At 35.7% G+C, this 21,223-nt stretch carries 20 protein-coding genes and 1 tRNA gene; 8 read left to right on the forward strand and 13 right to left on the reverse strand.

The features are described from left to right. Positions 1-49 precede the first annotated feature (49 nt). Positions 50-2,236: a glutamine synthetase III family protein gene (locus KXJ69_RS00365; RefSeq protein ID WP_219050343.1), complete on the reverse strand. Its 2,187-nt coding sequence runs from the start codon at positions 2,234-2,236 to the stop codon at positions 50-52. A 177-nt stretch (positions 2,237-2,413) separates the two neighbouring features. After that, positions 2,414-3,370 carry a calcium/sodium antiporter gene (locus KXJ69_RS00370; RefSeq protein WP_219050346.1) on the reverse strand — a complete coding sequence of 319 codons (957 nt, stop codon included), beginning with the start codon at positions 3,368-3,370 and terminating at the stop codon, positions 2,414-2,416. Between the two features lie 148 nt (positions 3,371-3,518). On the opposite strand from KXJ69_RS00370, the gene KXJ69_RS00375 reads away from it, so the two are divergent. Both KXJ69_RS00375 and KXJ69_RS00380 read left to right on the forward strand, forming a co-directional pair. Next, a complete protein-coding gene (locus KXJ69_RS00375; protein WP_219050348.1) occupies positions 3,519-3,875 on the forward strand; it encodes a BlaI/MecI/CopY family transcriptional regulator in 357 nt (118 codons plus the stop codon). 1 nt (position 3,876) lies between these two features. Then, positions 3,877-5,685, forward strand: coding sequence for a M56 family metallopeptidase (locus tag KXJ69_RS00380; RefSeq protein WP_219050350.1), 1,809 nt, complete (start codon positions 3,877-3,879; stop codon positions 5,683-5,685). A 205-nt stretch (positions 5,686-5,890) separates the two neighbouring features. Here the strand turns inward: KXJ69_RS00380 and KXJ69_RS00385 are convergent, their stop codons facing one another. Next, entirely contained in the window at positions 5,891-6,406 is a 516-nt protein-coding gene (locus KXJ69_RS00385) for an adenine phosphoribosyltransferase (RefSeq protein WP_219050352.1), read from the reverse strand. 94 nt (positions 6,407-6,500) lie between these two features. Between KXJ69_RS00385 and KXJ69_RS00390 the strand changes: the two genes are divergently transcribed. Then, positions 6,501-6,574: transfer RNA gene (locus tag KXJ69_RS00390), tRNA-Arg, on the forward strand. Positions 6,575-6,625: 51 nt separating this feature from the next. On the opposite strand, the gene KXJ69_RS00395 is transcribed toward KXJ69_RS00390, so the two are convergent. The 7 genes from KXJ69_RS00395 to KXJ69_RS00425 form a co-directional block, all read right to left on the reverse strand. After that, on the reverse strand, positions 6,626-8,416 hold the full coding sequence (locus KXJ69_RS00395) for a DUF8459 domain-containing protein (protein ID WP_219050354.1): 1,791 nt from the start codon (positions 8,414-8,416) through the stop codon (positions 6,626-6,628). A 250-nt stretch (positions 8,417-8,666) separates the two neighbouring features. Next, entirely contained in the window at positions 8,667-8,942 is a 276-nt protein-coding gene (locus KXJ69_RS00400; protein WP_219050357.1) for an ATP-dependent Clp protease adaptor ClpS, read from the reverse strand. A gap of 21 nt (positions 8,943-8,963) precedes the next feature. Continuing rightward, complete coding sequence (gene prmA / locus KXJ69_RS00405) at positions 8,964-9,800, reverse strand: 50S ribosomal protein L11 methyltransferase (protein WP_219050358.1); 837 nt, start codon at positions 9,798-9,800, stop codon at positions 8,964-8,966. Next, on the reverse strand, positions 9,800-10,561 hold the full coding sequence (tpiA, locus tag KXJ69_RS00410; protein ID WP_219050359.1) for a triose-phosphate isomerase: 762 nt from the start codon (positions 10,559-10,561) through the stop codon (positions 9,800-9,802). The genes prmA and tpiA overlap by 1 nt, the downstream gene beginning before the upstream one ends. A gap of 10 nt (positions 10,562-10,571) precedes the next feature. Next, positions 10,572-11,648, reverse strand: coding sequence for an ABC transporter permease (locus KXJ69_RS00415; protein WP_219050360.1), 1,077 nt, complete (start codon positions 11,646-11,648; stop codon positions 10,572-10,574). A 1-nt stretch (position 11,649) separates the two neighbouring features. After that, positions 11,650-12,753 carry a BT_3928 family protein gene (locus KXJ69_RS00420; protein WP_219050361.1) on the reverse strand — a complete coding sequence of 368 codons (1,104 nt, stop codon included), beginning with the start codon at positions 12,751-12,753 and terminating at the stop codon, positions 11,650-11,652. Positions 12,754-12,761: 8 nt separating this feature from the next. Beyond that, positions 12,762-13,298, reverse strand: coding sequence for a DUF1599 domain-containing protein (locus KXJ69_RS00425; RefSeq protein ID WP_219050362.1), 537 nt, complete (start codon positions 13,296-13,298; stop codon positions 12,762-12,764). Between the two features lie 56 nt (positions 13,299-13,354). Here KXJ69_RS00425 and folP point away from each other — a divergent pair, with 56 nt between their 5' ends. From folP to KXJ69_RS00440, 3 genes are read left to right on the forward strand one after another with little or no spacing between them, the layout of a single operon-like run. Then, positions 13,355-14,179: a dihydropteroate synthase gene (gene folP / locus KXJ69_RS00430; protein ID WP_219050363.1), complete on the forward strand. Its 825-nt coding sequence runs from the start codon at positions 13,355-13,357 to the stop codon at positions 14,177-14,179. A 25-nt stretch (positions 14,180-14,204) separates the two neighbouring features. Then, positions 14,205-14,978, forward strand: coding sequence for a diadenylate cyclase CdaA (gene cdaA / locus KXJ69_RS00435; RefSeq protein ID WP_219050364.1), 774 nt, complete (start codon positions 14,205-14,207; stop codon positions 14,976-14,978). Between the two features lie 3 nt (positions 14,979-14,981). After that, entirely contained in the window at positions 14,982-15,806 is an 825-nt protein-coding gene (locus KXJ69_RS00440; protein WP_219050365.1) for a DUF3667 domain-containing protein, read from the forward strand. On the opposite strand, the gene KXJ69_RS00445 is transcribed toward KXJ69_RS00440, so the two are convergent. Both KXJ69_RS00445 and truA read right to left on the reverse strand, forming a co-directional pair. Further along, positions 15,770-17,551, reverse strand: coding sequence for an ABC transporter ATP-binding protein (locus KXJ69_RS00445; RefSeq protein ID WP_219050366.1), 1,782 nt, complete (start codon positions 17,549-17,551; stop codon positions 15,770-15,772). The two genes, KXJ69_RS00440 and KXJ69_RS00445, sit on opposite strands and share 37 nt — an antisense overlap. Before the next feature lie 11 nt (positions 17,552-17,562). Further along, a complete protein-coding gene (gene truA, locus KXJ69_RS00450; protein WP_219050367.1) occupies positions 17,563-18,306 on the reverse strand; it encodes a tRNA pseudouridine(38-40) synthase TruA in 744 nt (247 codons plus the stop codon). A 98-nt stretch (positions 18,307-18,404) separates the two neighbouring features. Here truA and KXJ69_RS00455 point away from each other — a divergent pair, with 98 nt between their 5' ends. After that, on the forward strand, positions 18,405-18,896 hold the full coding sequence (locus KXJ69_RS00455) for a metallophosphoesterase family protein (RefSeq protein ID WP_219050368.1): 492 nt from the start codon (positions 18,405-18,407) through the stop codon (positions 18,894-18,896). 60 nt (positions 18,897-18,956) lie between these two features. Here the strand turns inward: KXJ69_RS00455 and KXJ69_RS00460 are convergent, their stop codons facing one another. Next, complete coding sequence (locus tag KXJ69_RS00460) at positions 18,957-19,367, reverse strand: DUF4293 domain-containing protein (RefSeq protein WP_219050369.1); 411 nt, start codon at positions 19,365-19,367, stop codon at positions 18,957-18,959. A gap of 196 nt (positions 19,368-19,563) precedes the next feature. Here KXJ69_RS00460 and rho point away from each other — a divergent pair, with 196 nt between their 5' ends. Beyond that, complete coding sequence (gene rho / locus KXJ69_RS00465; RefSeq protein ID WP_219050370.1) at positions 19,564-21,207, forward strand: transcription termination factor Rho; 1,644 nt, start codon at positions 19,564-19,566, stop codon at positions 21,205-21,207. The last annotated feature ends 16 nt before the right edge of the window (positions 21,208-21,223 follow it).

Below are 21,223 nucleotides of genomic sequence, written 5' to 3' on the forward strand. Positions count from 1 at the left end.
AAGAAGTCCAAAACATACATTTTGGACTTCTTATCAATTTAATGTTTAACTATCGAGTAAACAACAATTCTCTGTACTTAGTTAATGGCCAAATTTCGTCATCAACAAGCAACTCCAGTTTATCACAGTGGTAACGTATTTCGTCAAAATACGGTTTCACTTTATCGCAATATGCAAAGGCTCTTTTTTCTCCATCTTCTATCTTGTTCGCTTTTTTACGCTCTTCAATCATACTGGTGATACTCGTGTTAATTTTTGCAATATGTTCACTAATACTCTCTATTAATTGCATTTGTTCTGAAGCTAATTTCTTAAACCCTGCTCCGTAGATTTCTTTTAATCCACTTACGTTTTCAATTAAAATATTTTGATAACGAATAGCTGTAGGGATTACATGGTTTCTAGCAATGTCACCTAACACGCGTCCTTCTATCTGGATTCGCAATGCATACTCTTCCACTTCAATTTCGTGACGCGCTTCAATTTCAATTTTATTTAAAATTCCAAGCCCTTCATATAAAGCTATAGTCTTTTTTGAAACTTGAGCTTTAAGCGCTGCAGGGGTTGTTTTATTGTTACTTAAACCTCGTTTTTTCGCTTCCTTTTCCCAAGCTTCTCCATAGCCATCTCCTTCAAAACGAATACGCTTGGATTGTTTGATGTATTCTCTTAAAACATTGAAAATGGCATCATCTTTCTTCATTTTCTTCTTAGCAATTAACGCGTCAACCTCCTCTTTAAAGTCGATTAATTGTCTTGCAACAATTGCATTAAGCACGGTCATTGGATTGGCACAGTTTGCCGTAGACCCAACAGCACGGAATTCAAATTTATTTCCTGTAAAAGCAAATGGAGAGGTACGGTTACGATCTGTATTATCTAGTAAGATTTCAGGAATTTTACCAACCACGTTTAGTTTAAGATCGGTTTTTTCTTCAGGAGATAATTTACCATCTGTAACTTTTTCCAATTCGTCCAATACTTGCGTTAATTGTGACCCGATAAATACCGAAATGATTGCCGGCGGTGCTTCGTTAGCTCCTAAACGGTGATCGTTACTAGCACTTGCAATGGAAGCACGAAGTAATTCTTCGTATTCGTTCACTGCTTTAATGGTATTGATAAAGAAAGTTAAAAACTGAAGATTTTTCATGGGTGTGCTTCCAGGGCTTAATAAATTAACTCCTGTACTTGTTGCCAAAGACCAGTTATTATGTTTTCCGCTTCCGTTAATTCCCGCAAAAGGTTTTTCGTGGAAAAGGACTTTAAAATTATGTCTGTCTGCCACCTTATCCATCACATCCATTAATAGGGAGTTATGATCGACTGCTAGATTGGCTTCTTCAAAAATAGGTGCCAACTCAAACTGATTTGGCGCTACCTCATTATGACGTGTTTTTACAGGAATACCTAATAACATACATTCGGTTTCCAAATCACGCATATAGTTTAATACCCTAGTGGGAATAGAACCAAAATAGTGATCGTCTAATTGTTGACCTTTTGCAGAAGAATGTCCTAAAAGCGTTCTACCAGCTAAAGAAATATCTGGTCTGGAAGCGGCTAACGACTTATCTATAAGAAAATACTCTTGCTCCCAACCAAGGGTTGCAACTACTTTACTTACGTTTTTATCGAAATATTTAGCTACAGCAGTAGCAGCATTGTCAACTACTTGTAATGAGCGTAACAATGGTGTTTTGTTATCTAGCGCTTCCCCTGTATAAGCCACAAAAACGGTCGGAATACAAAGCGTGGTTCCATAAATAAAAGCTGGTGAGGTAGGATCCCAAGCGGTATATCCTCTTGCTTCAAACGTATTTCTAATTCCGCCATTTGGAAAACTTGAAGCATCTGGTTCTTGTTGTACTAATTGACCTCCCCCAAACTTTTCAATAGCCATTCCTCCTTCAATGGTTTCAAAAAAAGCATCATGCTTTTCGGCAGTAGCTCCGGTTAATGGTTGAAACCAGTGTGTATAGTGAGTTGCTCCTTTGCTAATAGCCCATTCTTTCATCCCAGTAGAAACATGGTCCGCTACGGTTCGGTCTATTTTTGAACCATTTACAACAGCATCCATAACACTTTTAAAGGCATCTTTGGTTAGGTATTGACGCATGGCCTGCTCGTTAAAAACATTTTTTCCAAATATTTCTGAACGACGTGCAGGTTCTTTAACTTCGATGGGTTTTCGGTTAAAGGTTTCGCTTATTGCTTTAAATCTTAAGGTAGACATACTTTTAGGCTTTTTTATTTAAAAAATTGAATTAGACGGCACAAAAATATATCTATTTTAAATACACCCCCTATTTTTTTATAATTTTTTTATTTAAAAAATAATATTTTTATCAACACACCCCCTAAAAAAGTTAATAAAAATATAAAATTAATAAAATTATTGAAAATAACCCCTCTAATTGATAAATGCCATACTTGTAAAAATGGCGTAGGCAACAACAAGAACAAAACCTTTTAAACGTCCAATTTCAAATCTCTTGGGAAGAAAGACAAAGGGAATCAATACAGCCGCAAAACCCAGCATCCAAAAAATATCATTGGTAAGAACTTCTGGACTTTTAACCGAAATAGGCTGAATTAAAGAGGTAATGCCTAACACACAAGCAATGTTAAATATGTTTGAGCCAATTAAATTTCCTAATGAAATTGCTTTTTCTTTTTTCAAGGCAGCAATTACCGAAGCGGCCAATTCTGGAACACTAGTCCCCACGGCAATCATGGTAATCGCTATGACTCTTTCACTCACACCCATGGCAGTCGCTAAATCTACTGCTCCTTTCACCAAAAGCTCACTTCCTCCCCAAAGTGATACTCCTCCAATAAGCAACCAAATAGCAATCTTGAAATTAGAAACCATGGCTAGTGATTCGTTTACCTCCTCCAAAACTTCAGTCTTTTTACCCCTCGTTTTTCTAGCTCTTGAGATAAGCATCCATAAATAAATACCTAATAACAATAAAAGCCCTCCACCTTCGATTCGAGACAATTCATTTCCAGAACGCAACAATACATACAACGCGATAGAGATAAACATCATGATAGGCCAATTGAGCTTGTAGAAATCCTTATCTATTGCTAAGGGTCCAATAACGGCGGTTATTCCTAATACGAGTCCAATATTGGCTATATTACTTCCTATAACATTTCCAAGAGAGATATCACTAAACCCTGACAATGCAGCATTTAAGCTCACTAACAATTCTGGGGCTGACGTAGCAAAAGAAACTACCGTAAGCCCAATGACCATTTTGGATAAGTGTAATTTAAAGGAAAGCGCTACGGACGATCGGACTAAAAATTCACCCCCTACTACTAATAAAGTAAGTCCTAAAAAAATGAAAAGTATGCTCATAGTTTTTATACAGTGCGAAGATAACAATTAAGAAAAAGGAATGGAATCTTCAGAAAAAAATTATTCAGAAACAATATTTAACTAATAATTAAGTTATATAACTACAAATTTAGTTTTACAACTAAAAAAATAGTTTTAAGTTTGACTTATGGAACAATTAACGAATAAAGAAGAAGAGGTTATGCAAGCTCTATGGAAGCTAGAAAAGGCTTTTGTGAAAGAGATTGTAGCCATTTTACCTAACGAAAACCATTACAATACCATTTCGACTATTGTAAGAAATTTAGAAGAAAAGGGATATGTCTCCTATACCGCCTACGGAAAAACTCACCAATATTATCCTATTATATCTAAAGAAGAATACACAAAGCGCTTTATGAATTTAGCCATGAAACGATACTTCAATAATAATTATAAGAGTATGGTTTCTTTCTTTGCAAAAGAAGAGAAAATTAGCGCTAAAGAACTTCGAGAAATTTTGGATTTAATCGAAAACAAAAAATAATATGGAACTCATTACCTATATAATAAAGTCGGGAGGTGTTTTGGTATTGTTTTATGCTGTCTATTTCCTATGGCTACAAAAAGACACCTTGTTTAGAGCAAAAAGACAGTTTTTACTTTATGGACTTGCTACAGCTATCATTTTACCTTTAGTTGAATTTACAAAAACTGTTATTGTTGAAGTTCCGGAAATGACTCATGCCCTAAATACAGGAATTTCTACATTAAGTCAAACCCCACAACAAGCGGAACCCATTGCAATAAACCTATGGGATTTATTCTTGATTGTTTATAGTGTTGGAGTTGCTTTTATGGGATATCGATTTATTAAAGAGCTGTATGCTTTACTAAGCATTCTTATTTCTGGAAAAGCTGAAAAAATGGATGGGGTTTTCCACATTAAAACAGCTCAAAAACATGCCCCTTTTTCATTCTTTAATTATATTGTTTATAATCCGTTGCTTCATACAAATGAAGAATTACAAATGATTATTAAGCATGAAAAAGTACATGCAAATCAATGGCATTCTGCAGATATTCTACTGGCCAATTTGGTCCTCATTTTTCAATGGATAAATCCTTTTGCTTGGTTATTCAAAAATAGTATCGAAGAGAATTTAGAATTTATTGCCGATAATGAAACGGTTCAACAAATTTCTTCAAAAAAAGCATATCAACTGGCACTGGTAAAGGCGTCATCATCCTACACCGTTCCAGCACTTACCAATAATTTTTATCAATCATTCATCAAAAAACGAATCATTATGTTAAACAAAAGCAATTCAAGAAAAGTAAATGTTTTAAAAATTGGAATTATTCTTCCATTGTTAGCCCTCTTTTTATGGAGTTTTAATGTGAAAGAAATAGTCACTTACAAAACAATCCCTATGGCAGAAAAGCCCACTGAAAACCCTTCTACAAATGCGATTCCTGTGGTAGAAAATTCAGAAAAAAAGAAAAATGTAGCACAGAAAAACGAAACTCCTTCTATAACCGAAGTGTCTTCAGAACCTGAAATTAAGAATAACCCGGTAGAAAATGAAATTCGAGAAAAATTCAGTGTTAAGATTACAAAAAACACAAGCAACGCAGAGTTTGAAAACATTAAAAAGGAGCTGAAAGAAAAATACGGAATTGACCTAAGTTATTCGGTGATTAGGAATAATTCCAATGAGATTACTTCTTTGGCTATGAATTATACGAGTACAGATTCCCGTCACGGCAATTTTCATGAAACAGACGAGGAAGGGATTGAAGAATTCTATTTTACTATTGATGAAACGGGCATTATTGAAATCTGGTCTGAAGCTTCAGAAGAGCGTCGTGTAGAGCGCATGGAACGTAGAACAAAAGAAATGAAAGTGCGAAAAGATGAAATGGAAGTACGTAGAGAAGAAATGAAAGAACGTAGAAAAGAACTAGACAAACGCCGTGTAAAAATGGAAGAACGCAGAGAAAAGCAAATAGCCGTTATAGACGAAGAAAGAAGAGAATTAGCAAATAGAAAAAGAGCTATGACTTATTCCATTGCAAATAGCAGGGGTGGCTCAAACAGCAATGTAGCTGTTATATCGGGATCAGACGATAGTGTTGTAATTAATAAAAACACAAGTGACGCGGAACTCTCAAAAATGAAAACCGAATTAGCTTCAAAAAATATTGATTTTACTTACAAGAATGTAAAAAGAAATGATGTCGGTGAAATTGTAGCCATCAAAATATCAGTAGATGATAATAAAGGATCGAAATCGACTTCGGTAATAAAAGGAGACGATGATGAGCCTATTGATTTAATTATAATTCACCAATAGTTTAAAATATTATATGCTAAAAGCCTCTTTATAAGAGGCTTTTGTTATTTTTGAATATGAAGAAATCGTTTTTTAAGTTTTTAGCTAAACTGAATAAAAAACTACTCCCTAGTTTTACAAAAAAGGGGGTGGATTTGGCTAAAGCTTCAAAATTTCAGTTATTATTGTTTGGATATCGGTTATGGGTCACTAAAAATGCATTAGACTAGTAATTTAATATCGAGGCTACTGGATATTTTCTTAATTTGTCTTTTCCGTCCAGAAAATCCAATTGCATAATAAAATTACACTGTACAATTTCACCTCCTAATTTTTCAACCAATTGGCATACTGCTTTTGCCGTACCTCCAGTTGCCAACACGTCGTCATGTACCAATACTTTGTCACCTTTTGCAATAGCATCTTCATGAATTTCGAGTGCATCCCAACCGTACTCCAGCTCGTAAGGTTGCTTAATAGTGGTAAATGGAAGTTTTCCAGGTTTTCTAACGGGCACAAAACCCACTCCCAATGCTTGCGCTAAAAGTGTTCCAAAGAAAAACCCACGAGACTCAACTCCCACCACTTTATCAATTTTTTTGGCTTTTACTAATTGCACTAACTCTTTTAGGCATTGTGCAGTCGCCTCTGGCGACGAAAGCAAGGGTGTAATATCTTTAAAAACAATTCCTTGTTTTGGAAAGTCTGGAATAATGCGGATATAATCTTCTAGGTCTAACATATTTTTAGTTATTGTCTATTGCTTTAAAGGTAAAAAGAAATATATTTGCACCCCGAAAGAAAATCGGCTATTTTTGTAATCGATTTTAAAAAACGGCCTCGTGGCGCAACTGAATAGCGCATCTGATTACGGCTCAGAAGGTTGCAGGTTTGAATCCTGCCGAGGTCACAAATAAAAAAAGCAAGCTTAGTAGCTTGCTTTTTTTATTCCATTAAAGTTTTACTTCTCCTTATTCACTTTTACATTAAAACTCGGTGCTTTGTAGTCCTTAGGAAGGTAATCTGCTGGAATAGTAATGTTATTTCCATCTCTTGCAGCGCGATAATGTGGAGAAAGTATTTCAATTCCTCTTTCGTTGCAAACATTTTGAATATTCTGATTTAAATTTGAATAAATAGCAGCTTGCTTGGAAGCTTCTCTAGTATATGCATTAATTTGATAGGAGACATAAAAATCATCCAAACTTGTTTGCAATACAAAAGGGACAGGCTCATGTAAAACCATTTCTGTTTTAAGTGCAGCATCTATTAATGCTTGGTGCATATCTTTCCAAGGCACATCATAACCAATGGTTACGGTAGTATGAAGTATTAGCCCTTTATCGTTGGCTTCACTACTATAATTAGTAGTATTTCCAGATAATACCGAAGAATTAGGAATCGTAATTATTTCGTTTTTAATGGTTCTTATTCTAGTTACCAACAACGTCTTTTCAATAACATCTCCAGAAACATCTGCAATTTTTATACGATCACCAATTTTAAAAGGTCGCATATAGGTGATTACTAAGCCAGCAACCATATTGGCTATTGCGGTTGAAGAACCTAAGGAAAATAATACCCCCACAAAAACAGAAACTCCTTTAAATATGTTTGAGTCTGATCCCGGTAAAAAAGGAAAAATAAGAACAAACATAAAAGCATAAAGTAAAAACTTTACAATACTTAATGTGGGTGTCGCCCAGTCTGCATGAAAACCAGAAATTTTAAGCTTTTCAGTTTCAATCTCTCGAAAAATATACTTTACAAACTTGATAACATATTTCATCACAAAATATATCACCAAAATGCTAAATAAATTGGGAAGATATTCCCAAACAGCAACTAAAACTCCCTTAAAGGGGGACCAGACAAGTTCAAAGAGACGATCTGCCCAACTACGTGAAATAGGAAAAATACTAAATATAACAGGTAAAGCAATGTACACTAGGATAATAAAGACAACCCATCGCAATACTTTTAGGAAAAATAAAACTACTTGTAATTCCTGTTCTGCTGTAAGAAACGTATAATCTTTATATGTTAAGTTTTTAAGCCACGAGTCTTTTTTAGTATCCACTAATTTCAATAATCTCCGGTAGCCCTTTCCAATAAGTAGGATGAAAAACCAAAGAACTCCAATCACTAATAAAGCCAGACCAATTCTCAAAAGAATTTTTGAAATGCTATTATCGGTTCGGCTTTTAATAATAGATTCCTTAATCGTTTTTTGTAAGTCTAAAGCCAGTTCCTCATTTGTTTTATGATACCAAATAGCGTCATTTTCTGAAACACTCATGATAATAGTTTCGTCGTAAACAATATCAAAATTGTCTTCGGCCTCTACCACGGCAATAGCTTCGGTATCTAAAAACTCATCTTCATACAGTGATTTTATTTTTCGGCTAATGGTAGCAGCCCTGTCTGAAGGAGTTGAGGCTCCAATTTTTGAATAAATAAGAAAGAGCGTATCTTTATCAACTCCCAATACAGGGTAGCCTTTAGCTGTTTTTCGAAGGGAATCTATTCGGGCCTTTTTACTGTCATTTGTAATATTCTCTTGAGAGTTAATAGATGTTATTTGTTTCTTTAGCTCTGCCTTTATAACGTCATCTTCAATTTCAATTTTTGAAGTATCAATCTGTAATTGGACATTCTTTACAGAATCTATAATGCGTTGTTTCTCTGCTGCTATAATTCTGCTTATAGAATCGGCACTTACTTGAGCTTTGGCACTGTAGATACAAAGCATTGATAAAAATAAGATAAACTTAAAAAAACTATTTTTCATCATAAAAATCTTATATATAACAGCTATAAATTACTGTTTTTAAGGGATCAAAGGTATATATATTTCATTTACGTTTAAAAATGGTGTAATTTTTTATGAAACATATAACATTTAGGCTTTAAATGAGTGTAATAGCAAGAAAACTGCCCTGAACTCTCTTTAAAAGTCAACACATATGGATTATAAAATTGAAGCTAGATAAACTGAAAAGTTAAATTATTTCTGCGCTAAGACCTGCCTTCAATAATTTACTGCAACGAGGTTTTAAATCTTCAAAAGAACCCGATTTAACCGTGCATTTCCCTTTGTAATGAACAATAATAGCACATTGTTCTGCCTGTATAGTAGTGTGCTCACAAGTGGCTACAAGCATTTCTATAACGTGATCAAAGGTATTCACCTCATCATTGTATAATACAATCTGATTTTCTTGATCTTCCTGTTCGGCGACTAAGAGGTCCTCTTGGTATTTTTCTTTTGTACTCATCGTTAGAAACTTACACTGCAACTAATTTACAAATTTTGCTGCAATCCAATTATTTTTTTCTTTGTTTTCAACGAATTGAAGCCCCAACTTATTGCAACATTCTATAATAATTGGTAAATCTTCGTTATAAAAACCACTTAAATATAATTCCCCCCCCTTTTTAAGTCCTTTTGAATATATTTCCATATCATTCAGCAAGATATTTCTATTAATGTTGGCAATAACAGTATCATAGGTTTCTGAAGTAGGTAATACAGAAGCATCACCTAACTTTACTGAAATATATTTACAATGATTCCGAAGTACGTTCTCTTCCGAATTTTCTACACACCAATCATCTATATCAATCGCATCTAATTTTGAAGCGCCTCTCATTTCAGCAAGAATCGCCAAAACGGCCGTTCCGCAGCCCATATCCAGTACTGTTTTACCTGCAAAATTGTTTTCTAAAATAAACTGAAGCATCATAAAAGTTGTTTCGTGATGCCCCGTTCCAAAAGACATTTTAGGCTCGATGACAATCTCGTATTGTACATTAAAAGGCTTATGAAATGGAGCGCGAACTGCACAGGCATCTGCTATAACAATGGGCTCAAAGTTTTTTTCCCATTCTTCATTCCAATTCACTTGCTCAATTTCTTTAAAACTGCATGTAATTTCAAATTCATCCGATTCTAAAATCTGAATATCTTTCAGGATATCCTCGTTCCATTCCTCTTTCTGAATATAGGCTAGCACCCCATCTTCAGTTTCAATAAAACTTTCAAAACCCGCATAGCCCAGCTCTGCGATTAATATTTCGGAAGCTGGTTGTAAAGGTTTTACTGTAAAATGATATTCAATATATACTGCGCTCATTACATTGCTTTAATAATAGCAGCAAAATCTTGCGCATTCAAAGAAGCTCCACCAATCAATCCGCCATCTACATCGGGTTTTCCAAAAATCTCGACAGCATTGCTGGGTTTTACGCTTCCACCATATAAGATAGAAACACCTTCTGCTAATGCTTCGGAGTAGTTATCTGAAATTGTTTTTCGAATAAAGGCGTGCATTTCTTGTGCCTGCTCTGGTGTAGCAGTCATTCCAGTACCAATGGCCCAAACAGGCTCATAAGCTAGAATGATTTTTTTCCAGTCCTCTTTAGATAAATGGAACAATGCCTTTCGCAATTGTTTTTCTACCACCGTAAAATGATTTCCTAGATGCCTTTCATCTAGTTTTTCACCAAAACAAAACACCACTTCTAAACCATTTTTAAGTGCGGCATCTACTTTTTGTTGCAACAATTCGTCCGTTTCATGAAAATATTCGCGACGTTCACTATGACCTAAAATCACTTTAGTAACGTGAGCGTTTAACAACATTTTTGCTGAAACTTCCCCTGTATAAGCACCACTCTCTGCTTGATGCATATTTTGTGCCCCTACTTCTACTCTACTATCTCTTCCCGAAGCATCCTGCGCCCCTTGAATGCTAAGAAACGGCGGAAAAACCATTACTCGATTCCCGTTAATATCGTGATTTTGAATCTCCGCACTAATATCATTGACTAGTTGCATCGCTTCGTCACGATTGATATTCATTTTCCAGTTTCCTGCTACTATTTTCGTTCTCATAAGTCTTTTTTTATTGTCTACTAATTTTTGGGTCTAACCAACCATATATTATATCTACAAAAATATTGATTAAAATAAACAAAGTCGCAATGACTAAAACAGCCCCCATAATAATGGGTAAATCTAAAGTGTTTAAGGCATCTACAATTTCTTTTCCAAGGCCATTCCACCCAAATATATACTCTACAAACACAGCCCCAGCCAACATGGAGGCAAACCATCCCGAAATTGCCGTCACTACCGGATTTAATGAATTCTTTAATGCGTGCTTCCGAATAGTTTTGGCAAAAGAAAGTCCTTTCGCTTTTGCCGTGCGAATGTAATCCTGACTCAACACTTCCAATAACGAATTTCGCATCAACTGTGTCACCACACCCAAAGGGCGGATCCCCAAAACAATGGCGGGAAGTATTAAATTCTTTAATTGCATATACGTTCCATCCCCAAAATCATCGACTTCATATAAACTACCAGTCATATTTAAATTGGTGTATTCGTGCAACACAAAACCAAACAACCACGCAAAAATAATAGCACTAAAAAAGGAAGGAACACTCATTCCCAATGTGCTAATCAACTGAATGAATTTATCTAAAAATTTATCTTTAAACAACACCGAAATAATACCGAGAAAAACACCCAATATCATGGCGATAGTGATAGCAGAAACAGCTAAAATAGCCGTATTGGGCAGTGTTTCGGCTATAACATTACTAACAGGCTTCCCATTTTTTTGAAAGGATTCTCGTAAATAGGGTAGCTTTAAAACTGTCGTAGTTCCTTCGGTTGAAAAAAGCTTGGTTGCTGTATATTTTCCTTCAGAAAGAAAGGAGTAATCGCCTTCGGTTTTACTGTGAAATGAAAGGGGAGAAAGGTCATTTAAATACAACAAATATTGTTCACCTAAAGATTTATCGAATCCGTATTTCTTCTTTACAATAGCAACCTGTTCTGCCGTTTCGTTTTGTCCAAGCATCATCCGTGCTGGATCTCCAGGAAGAATATTAAATAATAAAAAAATGACCGTCACTACTCCAAATAATGTGAGTACTGCATACCCTATTTTTTGAAGGACGTATCGTAGCAATTTAGTTTAGTTTAAAATCTTCGGCATCGTTCCAATGCAATTTTTGAAGGATAGTTCCCTTACTTAATTCTAAGATTCCAGGATTGCTACGTACAATGGTTTTTAAAGTCGTCATGTCACAGAAATAGAATTGAAAATTTAGTTTTTGTTTCCTTGCCAATTCTTCTGTTTCAGCAGTACTCGACGCCGAAAGTCCAATGACTTTATAACCTTTCTTTAAAGCTTCATCTGTCACTTTTTTGATGTTGGCAAAGCCCTCTATTTCAGTATTGTCAAGATTATATGCAATTACAACAACCAGTTTCTCTTCAGTAAGAAAATCTTCGGTAAAATCTTGATCGTCTCTTTCAATGGTAAAATCGTGAATAGGTGGTTCGTAAGGTTCGCGAATAAAATCGGTTTCGACACCAATTCTTGTCCCTCCTTCAGGTTGAGGATCTAAACCGGAAGTGTTGGTAATGGTTTTTTCTTTTCCATTAATTTCATACTTCCATTGGTATTCAATAATGGGTGGTAAAGCATCATCTGGAACTGTCATTCCTTCTTGGATATTTTTTCCAATTTTATAGGCTCTAAAATCCACAATAGGAAGATGCATGAGCACATGATAGCCTAACCACAAACACAATACAAAGGAAATCATCACTGCGATACTTCTAAAATTTGCCGTAAAGAAAGGCGTTAAGTGTTTTCTCCAAAAGAATACAATGAGAATTAAAATCAACAGCACTATGTCTTTCCAGAAGGACTCCCAAGGCGTTAATTTTAAAGCATCCCCAAAACATCCACAATCAGTTACTTTATTAAAATACGCCGAATAAAATGTGAGAAAGGTGAAGAAAACAATCATGGCGATAAGGCTCCAGAGTGTGAACCTTTTTGCATATCCCAAAATGAGCATCACACCCAACATGACTTCATATACCACCACAAAAAGGGCTATCATTAAAGAATAGGGTACTAAAAACTCGAGGTTTAATACATCGGGTGCAAAATAATCTTGAAGTTTGAACGAAAATCCAACGGGATCATTCAGTTTTATAAGTCCACTGATGATAAAAAATATTCCTATAAATATTCGTAAAAAGCCAACTAAGTATTTCATATCTTATATTATTCATTTAAGTGAATCATAGCAAAAATGCTATAATTTATCATATCCTGATAATTAGCATCAATGCCTTCACTCACTAAGGTTTTTCCTTGATTATCTTCAATTTGTTTAACACGTAATAACTTCTGAAGGATTAAATCTGTTAAAGAACTTACTCGAATATCGCGCCAAGCTTCGCCATAATCATGATTCTTATCCAGCATGAGTTGTTTGGTGATTGCCACTTTTTCATCATATAACTTTGTAGCTTCCTCCAGAGAAAGATCGGGTTGTTCTACCACTCCTTTTTCCAACTGAATTAACGCCATGACCGAATAATTAATAATCCCAATAAATTCACTTGTCTCTCCTTCATCCACTTTTCGTTCTGCATTTTGTTGAAGGCTTCGAATTCGTTGTGCTTTTATAAAAATTTGATCGGTTAATGAAGGCAATCGTAAAATACGCCAAGCGCTTCCGTAATCCTTCATTTTATTGATAAACAGTGTTCTGCACGTTTCTATGACGGCATCGTATTGTTTTACAGTATCTGGCATTCGTTCTTTAAGATTTTGCGTAAATTTCGCTTAAATAAATCAAATTAAAAAATAGGATGACCCTCAATTGCAAAGGAACCCTTATTAACCTCGCTACACCCAAGGTGATGGGGATTTTAAATATCACGCCAGATTCTTTTTACGACGGAGGAAATTTAACGAATGAGCGTCTTATTTTGGCACAAGCCGAAAAAATGTTGGAGGAGGGTGCAACCTTTCTCGATATTGGGGGTTATAGCTCACGGCCAGGTGCCGAAGATATTTCAGAAACGGAAGAATTAAATAGAGTCATTCCAGCGATAGAAGTCATTTTAAAACAGTTTCCAAAGGCCCTTATTTCCATTGATACGTTCCGAAGTGAAGTTGCCAAAAAAAGTGTAGAAGCAGGTGCCGTGATGGTGAATGATATTTCGGCTGGAAAATTAGATTCAAACATGATGAAAACAGTGGCCCAACTAAAAATTCCCTACGTGATGATGCATATGAAAGGGAATCCAAAAACAATGGTTTCACTTTCAGAATATAAAAATGTCACCAAAGAAATATTGTTTTATTTTTCTGAAAAACTAGCGGAAGCCCGTACTTTGGGAATGAATGATGTAATTGTAGATCCGGGTTTTGGCTTCGCCAAAACCCGACACCATAATTTTGAATTGCTGAATCATCTCGAACTTTTCAAATCGCTTGAAGTTCCTTTATTAGTTGGGATTTCACGTAAATCGATGATTTATAAAACACTTCAAACCACTCCTGAAGAAGCTCTGAACGGCACCACGGCCTTACACAGTATTGCGTTACTAAAAGGGGCTTCCATTTTACGAGTGCACGATGTAAAAGAAGCGATAGAGTGTGTTACATTGCTTGAAAATTTTAAAAATTAAGTACATTTACAAAAACCCTTAGCCATTGGATTTACTAGACATCCGTATTATTGATATTATCGATGTGGTACTCGTCGCTTTCCTCATGTATTACCTCTATAAATTGGTAAAAGGAACGGTGGCAATTAATATTTTTATAGGAATTGTCATTCTTTTTGCAGTTTGGAAACTTACCGAATTCCTCGACATGTTATTAATGAGTCGTATCCTTGGCGGATTTCTAGGTGCAGGGATGATTGCCCTTGTGGTGGTGTTTCAACAGGAAATTAGAAAATTTTTGTTAATGGTAGGAACGACAAATTTCTCTGCCAGAAAACGTGTATTTAAAAAGCTTAATTTGTTTAACGACAATGAAACCACAACCAATATACCAGTCATCCTTTCAGCTTGTGCTAAAATGAGTAAAAGCAATACTGGGGCGATTATTGTACTAAAACGGAATAATAGTCTCGAGTTTGTAAAAAATACAGGAGACCCTATGAATGTAGAAATAAATCAGCCCATTTTAGAAAGTATATTCTATAAAAACAGTCCATTACACGATGGAGCACTTATTATTGAAGATAATGTCATTACCGCTACTCGGGTAATTTTACCTGTTTCTAACGATAAAAACATTCCGCAACGATTTGGATTACGTCATCGAGCAGCATTAGGTATTACCGAAAAAACCGATGCAGTTTGCATTGTCGTTTCCGAGGAAAACGGGCAAATTTCCTATTTAAAGGAAGGTGACTTTGTGCTTTTTGAAGACATCGACGAACTTCAAAAGTTAATTGAACGCGACTTAAAAGACTAGTCTATGGATTGTAAAAATTGTCAAAACTCACTTTCACAAAAAGATGATTATTGCAATGTTTGTGGAGCCAAAGTCATTAGAAATAGGCTTACTGTTAAAAATCTTTGGGCAGATTTTGCCGAGCAATTTTTAAACTACGACAATAAGTTTCTTAAAACCTATCTCGCTCTTTTTAAAAAACCTGAAGATGTTATTGGCAGTTACATCAACGGAACTCGAAAAAAGTATGTAAACGTTATCAGCTACTTCGCCATCGCTGTAACACTTTCGGGAATTCAATTATTTATTCTTCGGAAATTCTATCCTGAAGTGATGGATTTGACGGTCTTGATGCCAGGTAATGTACCTGAGGGTTATTCCAACTTCGATTGGATTTATGACTACTATTCCTTTATATCATTAATTAACCTTCCATTATATGCTTTTATAGCTTATTTGGTATTTAAAACATTAAAAAAGCTCAATTTTACAGAACATTTGGTAACCATGACCTATATCGTCGCACAATATTCCATAACAAGTGCCGTGGTCATTACATTATTAGGGATTATTGGAGTGAATTTTTATATCGCCGGTAGCATTTTTAACCTTGGACTCATTATTTACACGGCAATTTGCTATAAACGCCTGTTGAAATTATCTACAGAAGGTATTATCCTGCGGACTTTACTATTTATTGGTATAATTATGGTTGCCCTACTCATTCAAGGAATCATTCAAGCTTATTTTATGTATAAGAGTGGTGCTTTTGAAAAAATAATCGAAGCAGAAAAAGCCAAAAGAGGTGTTTCTTATATCGCTTCTTCTTTCATAAACTGGACTTCATAAAGGTTTTTATAAAACCCATTTTCTTTTTTGAGAAGTTCCTTGTGCGTGCCTTTCTCCACTATTTTTCCACTATCCATGACAATAATTTGACTCGCTTTTTTAATAGTTGCCAAACGGTGGGCAATGACTATTGAAGTTCGCCCTTTGGTAATTTTATCAGTAGCGGTTTGGATCATTTCTTCAGAATAGCTATCGACTGATGATGTTGCTTCATCCAATACCAAAATACTAGGGTTACTTACGTACGCACGAAGAAAAGCAATCAATTGTCGTTGCCCTGAAGAAAGCATGGTGCCACGTTCTTTTACATTGTAATGATAGCCATCGGGTAAGGAACTAATAAATTCGTGGACTCCAATTTCCTTGGCGGCGGCAATCACCGTTTCTTCCGTAATGGTTTCATCACCAAGGGTAATGTTATTCAAAATAGTATCGGCAAATAAAAACACATCCTGAAGGACCACCGCTATATGACTTCTTAGTGAAGGCAATGTATAGTCTTTTATGGATATACCGTCAATGCAAATTTCGCCTCCATTTATTTCATAAAAACGAGAGAGTAAATTAATAATGGTCGATTTTCCAGCGCCCGTAGCCCCTACCAAAGCAATGGTTTGTCCCGATTGCACCGAAAAAGATATTCCTTTAATGACTTCTTCATCTTCGTTATACCCAAAATGCACCTCTTTAAATTCAATATCTCCTCGCGTTTCTTTTAATTCAATGTCACCTTCATCGGCTATATGCGATTTAGTGTCCAAAATTCCAAAAACGCGATTGGCTGCCACCATTCCCATTTGAAGTGTATTAAACTTATCGGCAATCATGCGCAAAGGTCTAAACAACATTTGTGACAATTGGATAAACGCCGTTATAACTCCTAAGGTAATATCGCCACTTAAAGCTACTTCGTCTGCAATCGCATTTAATCCACCATACCAAACTATTAATCCTAAAGCAATGGAGCCCGAAATTTCGGCAATAGGAAAGAAAATGGAGTTATACCAAACAGTTTTTATCCATGCTTTTTTGTGTTCTTCGTTAATTTCAACAAAGCGTTTGTATTCGGTTTCCTCACGAGCAAAAATCTGAACGATTTTCATCCCAGTAATACGCTCCTGTACAAAGGTGTTTAAATTTGCTACCTGATTTCGCACCTCTTCAAAAGCACCTTTCATGGCACGCTGAAACACCCTCGTAGCATAAATCAGGATAGGCATAATAGAGATGGAAATTAATGTAAGTTCCCAGCTTTTATAGAACATTACCCCTAAGATCACCACCATTTTTAGCACATCACTTGCAATGGTAAACAGTCCCTCGCTAAAGATACTCGCAATAGTTTCAATATCGTTAACGGCACGTGTGGTAAGGCGCCCCACAGCGCTTTTATCGAAGTACTTCATCCGAAAACTCATCATGAGTTTAAAGAGTTTTACCCTAATATCGCGAATTACTGTTTGCCCCAGCCAGTTAGCATAATAGATAAATGAGAACTGAAAAAGCACTTCACCCAACAGTACCACAATCATTAAAATGACATAATACACTAAGCCATTCCAGTCCTTAGGAAGAATACTCTCATCAATGGCTTTTTCTAGTAAAATCGGACTTAACACTCCTAAAACAGAAAGTGCAATAGCAGCAAAAGCAACAAAGGAAAACGTCCATTTATAGGGTTTTGTGTACCCCAATAAACGCTTGAATAGTTTAAAATCGAATGCTTTTCCTGTGGTTTCCGACATGAATTGTCTCCTTACATTTTTATGGTTTTGGGATATACAACTTTCGTTAAATAAAGCCCGTGAGCGGGCGCCGAAGCCCCTGCGTTACTTCTGTTTTTACTTTCAATTATCTTGTGAAAATCTTCCAACGTTAATTTTCCATAGCCTATTTCTAGCAGTGTACCTACAATAGCACGCACCATATTTCGTAAAAAACGGTTAGCAGAAATAGTGAAAATCAGCAGATTTTCTTTTCGTTCCCAATGTGCTTTTGTGATAGTACAATAATACGTTTTTACATCAGTTTTGGAACGCGAAAAACATTGAAAATCTTGATACTTCAATAGAGATTGTGCCGCTTCATTCATTTTAGAAACATCAGGCTCATTATTTACTAAATAAGCCAATCCTTCAACAAAAGGGTCTTTTTTTAACGTGATATGGTATTCGTATTCCCGTGCCTCGGCATCAAATCTTGCATGAGCATCATCCTTCACCCGAAAAATATCCTGCACCGAAATATCTTTTGGTAAAAAAGAATTTAATCGGTGTAACAAGTTTTGAACATCCTCCATTTCTTCAGCATCAAAATGTGCTAACAATTGTTTTGCGTGGACACCAGCATCTGTCCTACCTGCACCTGTCACTGCTATTTCAGTTCCCAATAAAGTAGAAAGTGCTTTTTCTAAAACTTCTTGAACTGCCAATGCATTGGGCTGATTTTGCCAACCGCAATAAGCTGTTCCGTTGTAGGCTATGTCAATAAAATATCGCAAGTTTTGATTTTTGAACTCACAAAATTACGATTTACCAATAAGGAATTACGATTTCTGAAAACAAAATCTCAACTTTGTACTTCTGAAAATTAAATGCTTTGACCAAAATTCTCCTTTTAAGCGATACCCATAGTTATATAGATGAAAACATCTTAAAGTATGTAAAACAAGCCGATGAAGTTTGGCATGCAGGTGATATTGGAGATTTAAAAGTAACAGATGCCATTCAAAAATTGAAGCCCATTAAGGCGGTCTATGGAAATATTGACGATGCGAAAGCGCGACAAGAATTTCCGTTAGACAGTCGTTTTTTTTGTGAAGAAGTAGAGGTTTGGATAACCCACATTGGTGGCTATCCAGGACGATATGATCGAAGAATAAAAGAAAAAATCTCGAAAAACCCACCTAAGATTTTTATTTCGGGTCACTCTCATATCTTAAAAGTCATGCCAGATAAAAAATTAAATCTGCTTCACATGAATCCTGGTGCTGCTGGAAAACACGGATTTCAAAAAGTACGTACCATGCTACGGTTTGAAATTGATGGAAAGGATATTAAAAATTTGGAAGTGATTGAATTCAAAAGATAAAAAAACCCCCAAAATGGCATGTTTTGAGGGTTTTCGCACTAATAGATACTAAGAGGTAGTTTAACGTAATCGATCTACTGATTTTACGAGATCCTCGTCCCTTTTGATGGCCTTATTAGCCAACACTAGAAAAACGATAGAAATGATGGGAAGTAGCACCCCAATACCCTTCTCTGAAACCAAAGTCTCTCCGGATACCTTTAGCGATCGATATACAAAAACGCCTAGTAATACAAAGTTTAATATGATAGATAAGCGATTCAACACAAATTGATGTTGTCGCTTTTTAAAGTTGAAAATTGAAATGAGTGTTAACACAACGGGAGCTAAGATAAGTCCTAAAACCAAAGGTTCAGATTTATCAATCACCACATTTTTTGCAGCATCTTCCACTACAGGAAACCACATATACAACGCTCCCATCACCAAAATGGAGAGAATCATATACACTGTTTGAATGCGCTGTAACATTGTTTTCTGCTAATTTTGGTCAAAAATAAGCTTTCTTTCATAAAAAATAAATACAGATTTAAATTTATTGTTGTAATATTGCAGTAACAATTCGTAACCATCTCAACAAAGGTTACTTAGTCTCCGACACATTTTCAACTAAATTACCCCTTTATTGAAAAAATACATATCTACTAAAATTTATCTATTATTTTAAATGTTTGAAATTTCTGAATTAAAAGAAAAAAAGCTTCCTGAACTACAGGAGCTAGCTAAGACTTTGGGTGTACCCAAGTTTAAAAGCCTAAAAAAATTAGACTTGGTTTATCAAATCTTAGATTACCAAGCGGCTAACCCTAAGGTAGCAAAAGCAGTTGTTCAAGAAGTGAAAAGTACTTCTGAACCAGCTCCTACAAAAACTCAAAATGCTCCTAAAGAACAAGAGCAAGAAAAGAAAGAAGCCCCTGCTCAGCAAAAACCCAATAAACCTCAAAACAATCAGCGAGAGCGTCGTCCACAAAACAATCGAAGTGATAACCGCAACGACAATCGCAATCAAAAAGGAGGTCAAAAGCCACATCATTCCCAAAACTCGCAAAGTTCAAAGGATGGTGACAAAAACAACACACAAGATCCGCCAAAAGGCAACAGAAACGCAGACGGAAATCAAAAACACCATAAAAAGCAAAACGATTCTAATGGTAATAAGGATACTCGTAATCGTTACCGCGAACCCGATTTTGAGTTTGACGGTATCATAGAAAGTGAAGGTGTTTTAGACATCATGCAAGATGGATACGGATTTTTACGTTCTAGTGATTATAATTATTTATCCTCACCAGATGATATATATGTATCGCAGTCTCAAATTCGTTTATTCGGATTAAAAACTGGAGATACGGTTTTAGGTGAGGTACGCCCTCCCAAGGAAGGTGAAAAATATTTCCCACTTATTAAAGTGAGTAAAATTAACGGATTGAACCCTAATGTAGTGCGAGATCGTGTTTCTTTTGAACACTTAACACCGCTTTTCCCTACTGAAAAATTCAACATCGCCGAAAGACAAAGTACGGTTTCTACTCGAATTATCGATCTTTTTGCCCCTATAGGAAAAGGACAACGTGGAATGATTGTTTCTCAACCTAAAACGGGTAAAACGATGTTGCTTAAGGATATTGCCAATGCTATTGCCGCAAATCATCCTGAAGTATATCAAATTATTTTGTTGATTGACGAACGCCCTGAAGAGGTAACCGATATGCAACGAAATGTGAAAGGCGAAGTAGTGGCTTCAACCTTCGATAAAGAAGCAGCAGAACACGTTCGTGTTGCTAATATCGTAATTGATAAAGCGAAAAGATTAGTAGAATGTGGTCACGATGTAGTGATTCTTTTAGATTCTATTACGCGTTTGGCAAGAGCCTATAACACGGTGCAGCCTGCAAGTGGAAAAATATTAAGTGGTGGTGTGGATGCCAATGCATTACACAAACCAAAGCGTTTCTTTGGTGCTGCTAGAAATATTGAAAATGGAGGCTCGTTAAGTATTATTGCAACGGCACTTACTGAAACCGGCTCTAAAATGGACGAAGTAATTTTTGAAGAATTTAAAGGAACTGGAAATATGGAACTTCAGTTGGATAGAAAGATATCTAATCGAAGAATCTTCCCTGCCATTGACTTAACATCTTCTAGTACGCGTAGAGACGATTTATTACTCGATGATAATACCATACAACGTATGTGGGTATTACGTAAATACCTAGCCGATATGAATCCTGTAGAAGCTATGGAATTTATAAATGATAGAATTAAAAAGACTCGAAATAATGAAGAGTTTCTTATTTCGATGAACGGATAAAAAAAAGCCCCGCCAA

Source organism: Halomarinibacterium sedimenti (assembly GCF_019312585.1).
GTDB classification, from domain to species: domain Bacteria; phylum Bacteroidota; class Bacteroidia; order Flavobacteriales; family Flavobacteriaceae; genus Halomarinibacterium; species Halomarinibacterium sedimenti.

What these genes read in the sequence shown, in the direction of transcription:
- KXJ69_RS00365 (WP_219050343.1), bottom strand. Translation starts at nt 2,236, where the DNA reads ATGTCTACCTTAAGATTTAAAGCAATAAGCGAAACCTTTAACCGAAAA.
- KXJ69_RS00370 (WP_219050346.1), bottom strand. Translation starts at nt 3,370, where the DNA reads ATGAGCATACTTTTCATTTTTTTAGGACTTACTTTATTAGTAGTAGGG.
- KXJ69_RS00375 (WP_219050348.1), top strand. Translation starts at nt 3,519, where the DNA reads ATGGAACAATTAACGAATAAAGAAGAAGAGGTTATGCAAGCTCTATGG.
- KXJ69_RS00380 (WP_219050350.1), top strand. Translation starts at nt 3,877, where the DNA reads ATGGAACTCATTACCTATATAATAAAGTCGGGAGGTGTTTTGGTATTG.
- KXJ69_RS00385 (WP_219050352.1), bottom strand. Translation starts at nt 6,406, where the DNA reads ATGTTAGACCTAGAAGATTATATCCGCATTATTCCAGACTTTCCAAAA.
- KXJ69_RS00395 (WP_219050354.1), bottom strand. Translation starts at nt 8,416, where the DNA reads ATGCTTTGTATCTACAGTGCCAAAGCTCAAGTAAGTGCCGATTCTATA.
- KXJ69_RS00400 (WP_219050357.1), bottom strand. Translation starts at nt 8,942, where the DNA reads ATGAGTACAAAAGAAAAATACCAAGAGGACCTCTTAGTCGCCGAACAG.
- prmA (WP_219050358.1), bottom strand. Translation starts at nt 9,800, where the DNA reads ATGAGCGCAGTATATATTGAATATCATTTTACAGTAAAACCTTTACAA.
- tpiA (WP_219050359.1), bottom strand. Translation starts at nt 10,561, where the DNA reads ATGAGAACGAAAATAGTAGCAGGAAACTGGAAAATGAATATCAATCGT.
- KXJ69_RS00420 (WP_219050361.1), bottom strand. Translation starts at nt 12,753, where the DNA reads ATGAAATACTTAGTTGGCTTTTTACGAATATTTATAGGAATATTTTTT.
- KXJ69_RS00425 (WP_219050362.1), bottom strand. Translation starts at nt 13,298, where the DNA reads ATGCCAGATACTGTAAAACAATACGATGCCGTCATAGAAACGTGCAGA.
- folP (WP_219050363.1), top strand. Translation starts at nt 13,355, where the DNA reads ATGACCCTCAATTGCAAAGGAACCCTTATTAACCTCGCTACACCCAAG.
- KXJ69_RS00440 (WP_219050365.1), top strand. Translation starts at nt 14,982, where the DNA reads ATGGATTGTAAAAATTGTCAAAACTCACTTTCACAAAAAGATGATTAT.
- KXJ69_RS00445 (WP_219050366.1), bottom strand. Translation starts at nt 17,551, where the DNA reads ATGTCGGAAACCACAGGAAAAGCATTCGATTTTAAACTATTCAAGCGT.
- KXJ69_RS00460 (WP_219050369.1), bottom strand. Translation starts at nt 19,367, where the DNA reads ATGTTACAGCGCATTCAAACAGTGTATATGATTCTCTCCATTTTGGTG.
- rho (WP_219050370.1), top strand. Translation starts at nt 19,564, where the DNA reads ATGTTTGAAATTTCTGAATTAAAAGAAAAAAAGCTTCCTGAACTACAG.